Source organism: Pseudoduganella danionis, assembly GCF_009720775.1.
GTDB lineage: Bacteria > Pseudomonadota > Gammaproteobacteria > Burkholderiales > Burkholderiaceae_D > Rugamonas > Rugamonas danionis.
Genome location: NZ_WNKW01000003.1, coordinates 450,699 through 463,844, shown reverse-complemented (window position 1 = coordinate 463,844; position 13,146 = coordinate 450,699). Strand labels below are relative to the sequence as shown.

The 13,146-nt window shown below is 62.9% G+C and carries 9 protein-coding genes and 1 pseudogene; 4 read left to right on the top strand and 6 right to left on the bottom strand.

The features are described from left to right. The first annotated feature begins 160 nt into the window (after positions 1-160). The 4 genes and pseudogenes from GM655_RS13665 to GM655_RS13650 form a co-directional block, all read left to right on the top strand. Positions 161-1,795: a Na+/H+ antiporter gene (locus GM655_RS13665; RefSeq protein ID WP_155435204.1), complete on the top strand. Its 1,635-nt coding sequence runs from the start codon at positions 161-163 to the stop codon at positions 1,793-1,795. Between the two features lie 4 nt (positions 1,796-1,799). Then, positions 1,800-2,876 carry a sensor histidine kinase gene (locus GM655_RS13660; RefSeq protein ID WP_155435203.1) on the top strand — a complete coding sequence of 359 codons (1,077 nt, stop codon included), beginning with the start codon at positions 1,800-1,802 and terminating at the stop codon, positions 2,874-2,876. Then, on the top strand, positions 2,864-3,640 hold the full coding sequence (locus tag GM655_RS13655; protein WP_155435202.1) for a LytR/AlgR family response regulator transcription factor: 777 nt from the start codon (positions 2,864-2,866) through the stop codon (positions 3,638-3,640). The genes GM655_RS13660 and GM655_RS13655 overlap by 13 nt, the downstream gene beginning before the upstream one ends. Positions 3,641-3,777: 137 nt before the next feature. Beyond that, positions 3,778-4,854: pseudogene (locus GM655_RS13650) on the top strand (acyltransferase family protein); the annotation flags it as partial. 67 nt (positions 4,855-4,921) lie between these two features. Here GM655_RS13650 and GM655_RS13645 read toward each other — a convergent pair. The 6 genes from GM655_RS13645 to GM655_RS13620 all read right to left on the bottom strand — a co-directional run bounded on the left by GM655_RS13645 (position 4,922) and on the right by GM655_RS13620 (position 13,144). Beyond that, the gene (locus tag GM655_RS13645) at positions 4,922-7,369 is read right to left on the bottom strand and encodes a penicillin acylase family protein (RefSeq protein ID WP_155435201.1); all 2,448 of its coding nucleotides are present in this window, start codon (positions 7,367-7,369) and stop codon (positions 4,922-4,924) included. A gap of 81 nt (positions 7,370-7,450) precedes the next feature. Next, positions 7,451-8,389, bottom strand: coding sequence for a LysR family transcriptional regulator (locus GM655_RS13640; protein ID WP_155435200.1), 939 nt, complete (start codon positions 8,387-8,389; stop codon positions 7,451-7,453). 56 nt (positions 8,390-8,445) lie between these two features. Next, positions 8,446-9,414, bottom strand: a complete 969-nt coding sequence (locus GM655_RS13635; protein ID WP_371866823.1) for a glycoside hydrolase family 43 protein — start codon at positions 9,412-9,414, stop codon at positions 8,446-8,448. Positions 9,415-9,445: 31 nt separating this feature from the next. Then, positions 9,446-10,429, bottom strand: coding sequence for a galactofuranose ABC transporter, permease protein YjfF (gene yjfF, locus GM655_RS13630; protein ID WP_155435199.1), 984 nt, complete (start codon positions 10,427-10,429; stop codon positions 9,446-9,448). After that, positions 10,426-11,520, bottom strand: coding sequence for an ABC transporter permease (locus GM655_RS13625; protein WP_229632581.1), 1,095 nt, complete (start codon positions 11,518-11,520; stop codon positions 10,426-10,428). The genes yjfF and GM655_RS13625 overlap by 4 nt, the downstream gene beginning before the upstream one ends. Before the next feature lie 49 nt (positions 11,521-11,569). Beyond that, complete coding sequence (locus GM655_RS13620) at positions 11,570-13,144, bottom strand: sugar ABC transporter ATP-binding protein (RefSeq protein ID WP_155435198.1); 1,575 nt, start codon at positions 13,142-13,144, stop codon at positions 11,570-11,572. Positions 13,145-13,146 lie beyond the last annotated feature (2 nt).

Sequence of the window (13,146 nt, the reverse complement as noted above, 5' to 3'; positions counted from 1 at the left end):
GAAGGCAAGATTATGACAGATGCCAGAAAAAAATACCAGTGCCTTTTGCCACGCCGGCTGACGGCCGCTTGCGGGGCGCCGCTGCATGGCAGCAGCAACTGTTTCGCTCAGTAATCATGGTGTAAAGTAAGACTGGTTTTGCAATATTGAAAGTAGTGAAATGGATGCTGTTGAAGTCATACTCGTCATGCTGCTGGCAGTGGTGGCCAGCGCGTATATTTCGCGCCTGCTACCGCGCGCCGTGCCGCTGCCGCTGGTACAGATCACACTGGGCGCGCTGATTGCCGCCAAATCCAGCCACGGGGTGGAACTGGAACCGGAACTGTTCTTCCTCGCCTTCCTGCCGCCCCTGCTGTTTCTCGATGGCTGGCGCATCCCCAAAAGCGGCCTGCTGCGCGACAAGGGCATGATCCTCGAACTGGCGCTGGGGCTGGTGGTGTTCACCGTGATCGGCGCGGGCTTCCTGATCCACTGGCTGATCCCGGCCATGCCGCTGGCCGTGGCGTTTGCGCTGGCTGCCATCGTATCCCCCACTGATCCTGTCGCCGTCAGCGCCATCGCCGCCAGCACGCCTATCCCGAAACGCCTGATGCATATACTCGAAGGCGAATCGCTGCTCAACGATGCCAGCGGTCTGGTGTGCTTCCGCTTTGCCGTGGTGGCCGCCCTCACGGGCAGCTTCTCGCCGGCCAACGCGGCCATGACTTTTGGCTGGCTAGTGCTGGCCGGTATCACTGCCGGCGTCACCGTCACGCTGCTGGTCACGGGCGTGCAGCGCTGGCTCACGCGCCACTTCGGCGAGCCGGTCGGTTCGCCCATACTGGTCAACCTGCTACTGCCGTTCGGCGCCTATCTGGTGGCCGAGCGCCTGCATGGCTCGGGCATACTGGCCGCCGTGGCAGCCGGCATCACCATGAGTTATGTGGAACTGAGCGGCCACGCGCTGGCGCATACCCGCATCCAGCGTTCGGCCGTTTGGGATACAGTGCAGTTTGCCCTCAACGGCGTGATGTTCGTGCTGCTGGGCGAACAACTGCCCGATGTGTTCCACGATGCCCGCGCCACCATCGAAGAAAGCGGCCACCTGAATCCGTGGTGGCTGGCCGTGTACGCGCTGGCCATCAATGCCGGTCTGCTGCTGTTGCGCATGCTGTGGGTGTGGGCATCGCTGCGCCTGACCATCTTCAAGCAGCGCATGCGCCACCAGCCGCGCATCAAGATCAACCCGCGCCTGCTGCTGGCCACCACGCTGGCCGGTGCACGGGGCACCATCACGCTGGCCGGCGTGCTGACGCTGCCCCTGCTGATGCCGGACGGCCGGCCCTTCCCTGCCCGCGCGCTGACCATCTTTCTGGCCTGCTCGGTGATACTGGTGTCGCTGCTGATTGCCAGCATAGGCTTGCCGCGCCTGCTGGCCGGGGTGAATTTCCCGGCCGAGACGGAAGAGCAGCGCGAAGAAGACACGGCCCGCCGCATGGCCGCCAAGGCAGCCATCACGGCCATCGAGCAGACCCAGATCACGCTGATGGAAGCGGAAAGCTGCGTCGATCCGGAAGTCTACCCGCAGGCGGCAGCGCGGGTCATCGCCTTCTACGAGCACCGCCTCAAGGAAGTCGATCCGGCCAGCGAACAGGCCTGGCGCAAGACCGACCACGCCGAACAGGAACTGCGCTTTGCCGCACTGGAAGCGGAACGGCGCGCCATATGGGATTTGGCACGGCACGACCACATCTCCGATGAAATTTCGCGTAAGCTGGTGCGTGAAATCGACCTCATGGAAGCACGCTACCGCTAGCGCTATGCAGAAAACACGGACCATCATTGCCATCGCGTGGTTATTGTTCTGGAGCCTGATGATCTCCACCTCGGTGCAGGAATATCTGCGCGAGCATGATCACGGCCTGTGGAAGCCCGTGCTGTGGGAAACCTCGTCGGCGCTGACCGGCACCCTGCTACTGCTGCTGCAAAGGTACTACACCCGCCAGTACGACGCATGGATAGCGACGCCGGTGCGCTGGTTCCTGCGCCAGCTACCCTGGCTGTTCGCTTACTGGCTGCTGTTCGTACCTATCGCCTTCGGCATGCGCCACGCCGTCTACGCACTGATGGGCGAGAGCTATACGCACGATAGCTGGTCGCGCGTGTTTCTGTACGAGGACATCAAGATGACGGTGTTCTTCTCGCTATTTACCGCGATCACCTTTGGCGTGCTGTCCTTCCACGCCATGCTGGACCAGCGCGTGCGGGTGGAACGGGCCAACGCATCGCTGCGTCAGGCCCAGCTACTGCGCCTGAGCCAGCAGATGCAGCCGCACTTCCTGTTCAATGCACTCAACACCATTTCCTCGCTGATGCACAGCGACGTGGCCCGCGCCGACAGCATGCTGGTGCAGCTATCCGATGTGCTGCGCGCCACGCTGGACGTGGGCGAACGCCATCTGGTGCCGCTGCAGACCGAACTGCGCATCGTGCGCGGCTATGCCGCCCTGATGGGCGAACGCTTTGCCGACCGGGTCAGCATCAGCTGGGAGATCGACGATGCTGCGCTGGCCTGCGAAGTGCCGGTGATGAGCGTGCAGCCACTGCTGGAGAACGTCTTCAAGCATACGGTGGAACGGCGCCGCCAGCCGGTTGCCATCCATGTCTCGGCCCTGCGCCAGCAAGATATGCTGCTGCTGCGCGTGCAGGACGATAGCGGCACGCTGACTGCGGCGTGCGCTGAAGGTGGCAGCACAGCCGATAGCACAGGCGGCATCAGCCTGCGCAATCTGCGCGAACGCCTGAGCGCACTGTATGGCGAACGTGCCGGCGTCGAATTGCGCCAGCTTGCTCCCGCAGGCGTACTGACCGAGATCCGACTGCCATGCGCATCCTGATCGTCGACGACGAACGGCCGGCGCGCGAAAAGCTGCGCCGCATGCTGGTGGCCGAACCGGATATCAGCGCCATCGAGGAAGCGCGCGATGGCGTCGAGGCACTGGAGCGCCTGCCCGCCTTCGCACCCGACCTGCTGCTGCTGGACATCCAGATGCCGGAAGTCAGCGGCCTCGATGTTGCCGCTTCACTGCCCGCGCCCGCGCCCTGCGTGGTATTCGTCACGGCCTACGACGAATATGCGATCCGCGCTTTCGATGCCAACGCCATCGACTACCTGCTCAAACCCTACGACCAGCCGCGCCTGCAACGCGCCCTGCAGCGCGTACGCGAGCGGCTTGCGCAGCAGCGGCTGGCCGCAACCGTTGCCGGCGCCGACGCACAAGCCGCGGCAGCCACGGCGCAGCAAACTGCAGCTACCCGGCCGCCGCTGCCCGCCGTCACCCAGCTACTGGTGCCCGAACGCAGTGGCACGCGCATCGTCAAGGTCGAGCAGATACTGTGGATAGAAACCGCCGACAACTACGTGATCCTGCACACCACCGCGGGTGAACCGCTGATGCGCCAGACGCTGGCCGGCCTGCTGGAAAAGCTGGGCCCGCGCTTCGTGCGCTGCCACCGCCGCGCCGCCGTCCGGCTCGATGCGATAGCCAGCATCGCCAATCTCGACAAGGGCGATGGCGAAATCATGCTGCGCGACGGCAGCCGCGCGCCCCTCAGCCGCCAGTACCGCGCGGAGCTGGAAGCCCGGCTGCACCACGGCTGAACTGCCCCCGCATCCCATCCCCCCCATCCGGAGCGCCGGACTATCCGCTTCGCCCCACGCCACGCCCGTTTCGCCCCATCGCGATAGACGCCGGCAGCCGCACAATCTAATCTGGCTCCATTAACAAGGAGCTAACGATGAACCACAACCGTCTCTACTTCCTCGACTGGATACGCATCTTCGCCTTCTGCGTGCTGATCTTCTATCACACCGGCATGTACTACGTGACTTGGGACTGGCACGTCAAGAGCCCATTTGCCAGCGACGCGATCGAACCGCTGATGATTTTATCCTCACCATGGCGTCTGGGCCTGCTGTTCATGATTTCCGGCGTGGCTACGGCCTTCATGCTGCAGAAACTGCGCATCGGCGCCCTGCTGCGGCAACGCAGTTGGCGTTTGCTGCTGCCGCTCATCTTCGGCATGTTCGTTATCGTGCCGCCGCAAGCGTATTTCGAAATCGTGGAAAAAATCAGCTATCAGGGCAGCTATGCGGAATTCATGCGCCTGTACGTAGAGGGCTACCACGGCTTCTGCCGCGGCAACGACTGCCTGCGCCTGCCGACCTGGAACCACCTGTGGTTTGTCGCCTACCTGTGGGCCTACACCATGCTGGGCGGGCTGCTGGTCTGGCTGCTGGGAGCACGCTGGCGTGCGCTGTCGGATGGGCTGGGCCGTTTGCTGAGCGGCTGGCGCATGGTCGTGCTGCCAGTCGCCGTGCTGGCCGCTGCACGCTTCGGTCTGGCCGAGCGCTACCCCAGCACCCATGCACTGGTGGACGACTGGTATAACAACGCCCAGTACTTCTTCCTGTTTGCGCTCGGTGCGCTGCTGGCCACGCAGGCGGCGTTCTGGCGTCAGGCGGAAGCGCTGCGCTGGACCAGCCTAGTTCTGTGGCTGGCCAGCTGGGCGCTGATCGTCTGCTACTGGTCGATACCGGAAGCGCTGGCCGGCAGCGCCGAAGTCCAGCAATGGAAGCCTGTCATGCGCACCATTTACTGCCTGTGCCAGTGGGCGCCGATACTGACCGTGTGCGGTTTTGGCCACCGCCATCTGAATTTCGACAGCGCCAAGCGGCGCTATCTGACCGAGGCCGTGTTCCCCGTCTACATCCTGCACCAGACCCTGATCGTCTGCATGGCGCACTGGCTCAAACCAGTCAAACTGGCACCGGCCACCGAAGGCCTGATTCTGATCGTGCTGACCTTCAGCATCAGCTTCGCTGTGTTCGAAGTGGTGCGCCGCATCGCCGTGCTGCGCCCACTGTTCGGACTCGCTGCGCTTACTTCACAAACGTCAGCGTATGCTGGGCAGGTCCCGGCAGCAGCGGCGTCGGACGACCATGCACCCAGTCATCACGGCCATCAAGGAAGTATGGCGACAGCGGATGGCCGCTCTGGCCACCTGGCAGGTTGAAAATACCCTGCTCTTCATGCCCCGGCGAGACTGACAACCGCTCGGACTGGCCAAAAGTAGGACCGGAGACACGCGGCATATGCTGGTCGCCGGGCAGCATGTCCGGCGCCACTTTCAGGAAGCGGCCCAGCAGCGGCACGGCAGAGGCAAACGGGTGGGCACTCACGGCGGTATTGCGCTCACCCCAGCTAGCACTGGCCAGCGGCTTGCCATCCTTGGTCAGGCTGGCGATCACGCGGTCTATCGCGGCCAGATGCAGCGCCTGCCAGTTGGTATACTGGGGCGGCAGCCATGCTGCCGGCTGCTGGTCCAGCACGCGCGCCACCACGACCGGCCAGCGCGACGTAATCGAGGCCATGCTGGCTTTCGGATCGATCGCCGCCAGTTGTTCATTGGCGCTTTCGAACAGCAGATCGTACAGCGCATACATATAGCCGCGCGTGATGCGGTAGCCCACCGAATCCACGCTGGCCTTGCCGCTCCAGCTCTCCTTGAGCAGCTTGAGCACTTCGGCGCGCTGCGGCTGGCCGGCCACGGCCTTGGCGTCGAGTGCGGCCATGGCACGGTCGCGCCAGCCCGCCATGAAGATGGCACGGTCATCCAGACCGATCTCGTAGACTTTCTTCACATCGGTTTTCGCGCCCAGCGCCGTCAGGTCTTCGCGCACCTGATGGGTACGGGCACCCAGATCGAAACCGCCATCGCCGAGTTTTTCCGAACCCGCGTTGAGCAACTGGCGGCTATTGGCCGTGTACAACTGGCCGGAAGCAGGGTTCACCACTTTCGGATACTCTTCCGGCGCCAGCCAGCCATTCCACACACCGGCCGCTTCGCTGACAGGCATAGGATAGGTGCTGACATTGCCGCTGGCGGCACGGCGCGGCAGCGGACCGGCAATGGTCCAGCCGATATTGCCCTTGTCGTCGCCGCCTACGAAGTTCTGCGCCGGTATGCCCAGCGTCGGCGCGATGGCCAGCGCCTGATCCAGCGAGTCGGCCCATTCCAGTTTCTGCGCATTGACGTTCACTGCGCGCGCTGTGTGGGCGACCCAGTGCACGGCATAGCTGCGGCCACGCGATACACGGATAGGACCGAGCGACGTCTCGCGCACGGCCAGCTTCTCGGCTGCCGCACCTTTGACGAGTATGGTTTCTTCATGCAGCACTGGGGTTTCCCAGCCCGCCTGCGTGCGCACCTGCCCCGGCTTGGCCGCATCGGTATCGAGCGCGATCAGATCGGCGTAATCGCCATAGCTGTTGGTGAAGCCCCATGCCACGTGGCCGTTACTGCCGACCACCACCACCGGCGCGCCGGGCAGGGTTACGCCGACGATGCGGCGCTGGCCGCCCTTCCCGTCCGGGAATTGCAGCGCGGCGCGGTACCAGATGGCGGGCAGCGAAATCCCCAGGTGCATATCGTCGGCCACGATGGCGGCGCCCGTATCGCTACGGCTGCCGGCTACGGCCCAGTTATTGCTGCCTACCGTGTTAAGAAAATCGGCGCTCGCCACTTTGCTGTCGAACAGGGCGCGTATGCTGGCCGCTTTCGGATCGGTCAGGGTAGGTACGCCTGCTGCTTTCGGCTTACCCCACCAGACTGGCGGCATATCAGGGATGGTGGCCGTGCCGGCGATCGGTGAAACATCGTCCAGCGGTGCATCCCAGTGGGTGGCTTCCGGCGCGAGGAAGCCGCGCTGGGCCGGGCTGGCGTTTTCGGCCAGCCAGCCGCGCGCCAGTTCGCGCGCTTCCTGCCCGCCCTGCAGATCGAAGTACATGGCCCAGATCACCAGCAGCGAGTCATCGGCCGACCACGCACGTGGTGCCATTCCCACCAGAGCATATTCAAACGGACGGCTGCGCAGTTGCGCCAGACCGGCATTCACGCCGGCGGCATAGCGCTCCAGCAGCGCGCGGTCGGCGGCCGGCAGTTCTTTCAATGCCAGCGCGGCACGCGCGCGGAAGCGGTGCAAGCGGTGCGATTTATCGACCGACAGCGCGCGCTCGCCGAACAGTTCCGACAGTTCACCGGCAGCCACACGGCGCAGCAGATCCATCTGGAAGTAGCGTTCCTGCGCGTGCACGAAGCCGGTCGCGTAAGCCACGTCCAGCCGCGAACCACCGCTGATCAGCGGCACGCCATGCGCATCGCGCGCCACGCTAGCCGTGGTTTCCAGCCCCGCTGCCTGCTGCGTGCCATCGAGCTGCGCCAGACTGCCGCGTAAATACAGCCAGCCACCTGCGACCGATACGGCCACCAGCCCGGTCACACCTACGGCAAGCCGCTTGGACCAGCGCGCCACTTTGCTTCGATTCATGCTTACCCCATCCGTTGTCTAAGTTACATGACGGTGAGTTTGCCAGAAGCAGCAGGCATGGCGCAAGCATGCAGTTTCAGATCAAGCCAGTTCGCGCGCCACTTCCCGTACGGACTTCAGCAGCAGGCTGGCGCCAGGCGACATGATGTGGCCTTCCACCGTGATGATGCCGTAAGCATCCATGCGGCACGGCAGCTCGATCGGCAGGATATTCAGCACGCCCTGCGATTCGTAGTATTTGGCCACCGCCACCGGCATCACGTTGAGCGCGTCGGTCTGCTGCAGCAGCGGCGTAATCAGCAGCACGGCGGTGGTGTCGATTACGTTGACAGGCACTTCCAGCCCCGCGCGGCGGAACATCAGTTCGCAGCGGGCGCGCAGGATACTGCCTTGCGGCGGCAGTATCCACGCCTGACTGGCCAGCTCGCGCAGACTCAGTTTGCGCGCCGACAGCAGCGGGTGACCGGGGCGCACCACGGCGCATGCCGGCTCGTCGCCCAGCTCTTCATAGGCCAGACCCTCGGAGCTATGCCGTTCCGGGATACGGCCTATCATGAAGTCCAGCCTCCCCCGCTGCAACTGCTCCAGCAGGATGTTGGACTGTTCCATCTCCACGCCTATGCGCAGGCGCGGCGCCTGCTGCTTGGTGCGGGTGATCGCCTTGGGCAGCAGCTCTATGCCGGGCGTCATGATGGTGCCGATATCCACCTGCCCTGCCAGACCAGCCTTGATGGCGACGATATCCTCGTGCGCCAGCGACAGGCTGGTTAGCGCCATGCGGGCATGGCGTATCATGGTTTCGCCATAGATGGTCGGTTCCATGCCGCGCGGCAGACGCTCGAACAACTGCACGCCCAGCATCTCCTCCAGATCCTTGAGCTGCTTGGAGGCGGCCGGTTGTGTCATGTGCAGCTCTTCCGAGGCACGGTGAATATTGCGTTGTTCGTCCAGCGCGATCAGCAGCAATAGCTGGCGCGTTTTCAGGCGCGCGCGCAGGAACCAGTTCGGGTTAGTATCCATGGAAAAATGATATCACAATCAGTATTACTACAAGCCTCAACTAGATTGATTGAATATCACTTGCAAGCTGACGAAGGATTTGCGGCCGGACCTTCTTTAGTCTGCGGAATGAACGGTATCGTGCCATCGGCGTTGTACTTGAACTCTTCCACTGCCACGGAACGACGGAACTCGCCGCCACCGGGCAGCTTGGCGTTGTGGTAGAAGATGTAGGACTTGCCGTTGAAGTCGACGATGGCCTGATGGATGGTCTTCACCTTGGCATTCTTGGACATGATGACGCCGCGATAGTGCCATGGCCCGGTCGGGCTAGGCCCCGTCATATACGCCGTCTCTTCGGGGTAGTTGCGCGAGTAGGACAGATAGTAAGTGCCGTTGTGCTTGTGCAGATAGGAAGCTTCCGTGAACATGTCCATGCCCACTGTCTGGATAGGGCCGTCGAATTCGATCATGTTCGGTTTCAGCTTGGCGTACTTGAGCACCGTATTGCCCCAGTACAGATAGGCCTGACCATCGTCATCCTGGAACACGGCGGGATCGATATCGTCCCATGCAATCGGCGCCTGCAGCGTCATATCGTTGGTCACCAGCGCCGAGCCGCGGGCATCGACGAACGGGCCTTCCGGACGATCCGCCACGGCCACGCCGATGGCATGACCGGGGATGGTGGCGTGATCCACCGTGGAATAGAAATAGTACTTGCCATCGCGCTTGGTGATATCGGCCGCCCATGCGTGGCCCTTGGCCCATTTGAAGGTGGCAGCCTGCACGGGCGAGCCGCGGTCGGTCCAGTTCTTCATGTCGCAGCTAGTGTACAAGCGCCATTCGTTCATCACGTAGTCGGGGCTCTTAGGCGTGGCTTCATCGTGACCGACGTACAGATACACCGTGCCGTTTTCTACATAAGCCGAGGGGTCGGCCGTGAACAGTTTGGGAAACAGCGGATTGGCCGCTTGTGCCACCGGTGCGGCCAGCGCGGCCATGCCTAGGGCGGCCAGGGCCAGCGGTTGCAAATACGATTTCATATGTTTTTTCAAAACAGTCTCCTTGTAAATCTTAACGGCGTGCGCCCAGCGCCAGTGCGCGCTGAACCACACAGAATACGAACAACAGCGCACCGATCACGATCTTGGTCCACCATGAACTGAGCGTGCCATCGAAAGCAATCAGGGTCTGGATGGTGCCCAGCACCAGCACGCCGGAGAGCGCACCGGCCACATATCCGTAGCCACCACTGAGCAGCGTGCCGCCTATGACCACGGCAGCAATGGCATCGAGTTCCGTGCCCTGCGCATGCAGACCGTAGCCGGACAGCATATAGAACGAGAACAGCACACCGGACAGCGCCGCGCAAAAACCGCTGAAGGCGTAGATCAGCACCTTGGTGCGGGCCACCCGCAAGCCCATCATGTGGGCCGACTGCTCGTTGCCGCCCACCGCGTAGATGGCGCGGCCAAACGGCGTGCAGTGCGCCACATAGATGGCAGCGGCCAGCGTCAGCAAGGCGATCAGGGCGGACGGCGACAGATAGCCATCCAGCACCGGCAACTGGGTCTGCGACATGCTGACGAACAGCGGCTGGTCGATGGTAATCGAGTTAATGCTGATCAGGTAGCATAGACCGCGCGCCAGAAACATGCCGGCCAGCGTGACGATGAAAGGCTGCAGCTTGAAGTAATGGATCATGGCCCCCATCAGCGCACCGAAGCCGGCACCGGCCAGCAGCACGATGACTATCGCCAGCAGCGGCGGCCAGTGCCACACTTGCACCATCCATGCCGCCATCATGGTAGTCAACGCCAGCACGGAGCCGACCGACAGATCGATGCCGCCCGAGATAATGACAAAACTCATGCCCACCGCAATCACCAGCAGGAAGGCATTATCGATCAGCAGATTAAGCAGCACCTGCAGCGACAGGAAACCGGGATAGGCCGCGCCGCCCGCGCCCAGCAACAACGCCAGCAGCACCACCGTGGCCAGCGAAGTGAAATATGGCGACGCCATCGCTGCGCGTCCGCGCATTACCAGACTACTCATGCTGTGCCTCCCTGCTTGGCGTCTGCCTTGGCATCCGCCTTGGCGCCGCTCGGCTTGCCCGCTGCGGCGCCCGACCAGGTCCGCGCCTGCATGGCACGCCACATGGTTTTGAATTCGGCCGACTGCGACAGGCAGACCAGGAATACCACCACCGACTTGACCACCATATTGATTTCCGGCGGCAGGCCGAGCGAATAAATGGTGTAGGTCAGCGTCTGGATGATGAGCGCCCCTACCACGCTGCCGACCAGACTGAATTTACCGCCGGCCAGCGAGGTGCCGCCCAGCGTCACGGCCAGAATCGCATCGAGTTCCAGCAGCAGGCCGGCGTTGTTCGCGTCGGCGCTCTTGATATTTGCGCTGATGATCAGCCCAGCCAGACCGGCACAGGCGCTGCAGAACACATATACAAAGAAGATCAGCACCGCCGTACGCAGGCCAGCCAGCCGCGCTGCCACGGGGTTGATGCCGACCGTCTGGATGAACAGGCCCAGTGCAGTCTTACGCATCAGCAGCGCGGTCAGCGCGAATACGCCCGCCACCAGATACAGCGAGAACGGCAAGCCAAACAGATAGCCGCTGCCGAGGAAAAAGTAAGGCTGGTAGTAGACGGTGATGATCTGGCCATCCGTGAACAACTGGGCCAGACCGCGCCCCGCCACCATCAGGATCAGCGTAGCGACGATGGGCTGCAGGCCCAGACCAGCTACCAGTATGCCGTTCCATGCGCCGCATAACAGCGCCGCGCCCATGGCCGCACACAGCGCCCATACCATCGGAGTGTTCGCCACATAAGTCGGCACGCCATCCTGCATGACCATGGTGCCGCCTATCAGCATGGCCGCTACCGTAGCGCTGATGGCCACCACGGCGCCCACCGAGATATCGATGCCGCGCGTGGCAATCACCAGTGTCATGCCCAGCGCTGCCAGTATCAAAGGTGCGGCGCGGTTGAGGATGTCGATCAGACTGCCGTACAGATGGCCGTCCTTGAGTTCGAGGTGGAAGAAGCCGGGTATCAGCAACAGGTCCAGCAACAGCAGCAGGGCCAGCGCCGCCACGGGACGGAACAGGGGATGGTGCACAAACATGATAGAACTTCCCGCTTTCGGCACAGCGGCAGGCCGCTGCAAAATCAGACTAGACATGGTTTGCTCCCGCTGCGATCACCTGCAGCACCGAGCTTTCATCGAGTGCATTGCGTGCATATTCGCCGGCCGTCTTACGGTCGCGCATGACCACAATACGGTCGCTCACACGCAGCACTTCGGGCAGTTCGGACGAGATAAACAGTATCGACATACCCTTGCGGCACAGGCCCGCTACATAATCCATGATCTCCTGCTTGGCCCGTACATCGATGCCGCGCGTAGGCTCGTCGAGGATCAGCATTTCCGGCTCATTCACCAGCCAGCGCGCCAGCAGCACTTTCTGCTGGTTGCCACCCGAGAGCGCACCGATAGGCGTTTCTATACTGGCCGTCTTGATGCCCAGCGCCTGCACATAATGCTGCGCGAGTTCCTGCTGACGTTTGAGCGGAATCGCGCGCAGTATGCCCAGACGGGCCTGCAAAGCCAGCATCATGTTCTCGCGCACGGACAGTTCCAGCACCGCGCCTTCATGCTTGCGGTCTTCCGAGCAGAAGCCTATGCCGGCCGCTATCGCATCGCGCGGCGTGGCGATCTGGCGCTGTTTGCCATGGATGGCGACTTTGCCGCTATCGGCGCGGTCGGCACCGAACAGCAGACGCGCCAGCTCCGTGCGGCCCGAGCCCAGCAGACCGGCCAATCCGAGCAGCTCGCCCTTGCGCACTTCCAGATCGACCGGTGCCAGCGAGCCGCGCCGCCCCAGTCCCAGCGCGCGCAGGAAAGCCGGCATGCCGCCTGCCTGATTCTGGCTGTGGCTTTGGCCTTCGGCCTCGCTTGGGCTCTGGCCCTGACCTGCATTAGCGTTCGTACTCGTGCCGGCAGCGGGCGCCCCCACCATCTTGTTGACCAGTTCCACGCGCGACAGTTCGCTGCAGGCATACTCGCCTTCCCGCTCGCCATTGCGCATCACCGTGATACGGTCGGAAATGGCATAAGTCTGGTCAAGGAAATGGGTGACGAACAGGATGGCCATCCCCTGCTGGCGCAGATCGCGCAGCACGGAGAACAGCAGTTCGACTTCCTTTTCATCGAGGCTGGAAGTCGGTTCATCGAGTATCAGCACCTTGGCCGAGCCTAGCAAGGCGCGCGAGATGGCGACCATCTGCTGCACCGCCAGCGGATAGCTGGCCAGTGGGCGGGTCACATCGATGCTCACCTGCAGGCGCTCCAGCAGCGCACTGGCCTGCTGGCTCATGCCCTGCCAATCAATGCGGCCAGCTTTCTGCGGATAGCGGCCAATGAAGATATTCTCCGCCACCGACAGATTCGGGCACAGGTTTACTTCCTGGTAGACGGTACTGATGCCGAGATTCTGCGCATCGAGCGTAGAAGCAGGACGGATGGCGCGGCCTTGCAGCAGTATCTCGCCGTGATCGGGCGTATGCACGCCCGTCAGCACCTTGATCAGCGTGGATTTTCCGGCGCCATTCTGCCCCATCAGCGTATGCACTTCGCCCGGGTAAAGCGTGAGCGAGACGGCATTCAGCGCCTGCACACCTGTGAAGGCCTTGCTGATGCCGCGTAGTTCCAGCACGGGCGCCATAGTCGCCGCAGTTGCTGCAGTCATTG

Excerpts from the sequence above, each read along its gene's own strand:
- GM655_RS13640 (WP_155435200.1), bottom strand. The coding sequence starts at position 8,389 with ATGGATACTAACCCGAACTGGTTCCTGCGCGCGCGCCTGAAAACGCGC.
- GM655_RS13660 (WP_155435203.1), top strand. The coding sequence starts at position 1,800 with ATGCAGAAAACACGGACCATCATTGCCATCGCGTGGTTATTGTTCTGG.
- GM655_RS13665 (WP_155435204.1), top strand. The coding sequence starts at position 161 with ATGGATGCTGTTGAAGTCATACTCGTCATGCTGCTGGCAGTGGTGGCC.
- GM655_RS13625 (WP_229632581.1), bottom strand. The coding sequence starts at position 11,520 with ATGTTTGTGCACCATCCCCTGTTCCGTCCCGTGGCGGCGCTGGCCCTG.
- GM655_RS13655 (WP_155435202.1), top strand. The coding sequence starts at position 2,864 with ATGCGCATCCTGATCGTCGACGACGAACGGCCGGCGCGCGAAAAGCTG.
- yjfF (WP_155435199.1), bottom strand. The coding sequence starts at position 10,429 with ATGAGTAGTCTGGTAATGCGCGGACGCGCAGCGATGGCGTCGCCATAT.
- GM655_RS13620 (WP_155435198.1), bottom strand. The coding sequence starts at position 13,144 with ATGACTGCAGCAACTGCGGCGACTATGGCGCCCGTGCTGGAACTACGC.
- GM655_RS13645 (WP_155435201.1), bottom strand. The coding sequence starts at position 7,369 with ATGAATCGAAGCAAAGTGGCGCGCTGGTCCAAGCGGCTTGCCGTAGGT.
- GM655_RS13635 (WP_371866823.1), bottom strand. The coding sequence starts at position 9,414 with ATGAAATCGTATTTGCAACCGCTGGCCCTGGCCGCCCTAGGCATGGCC.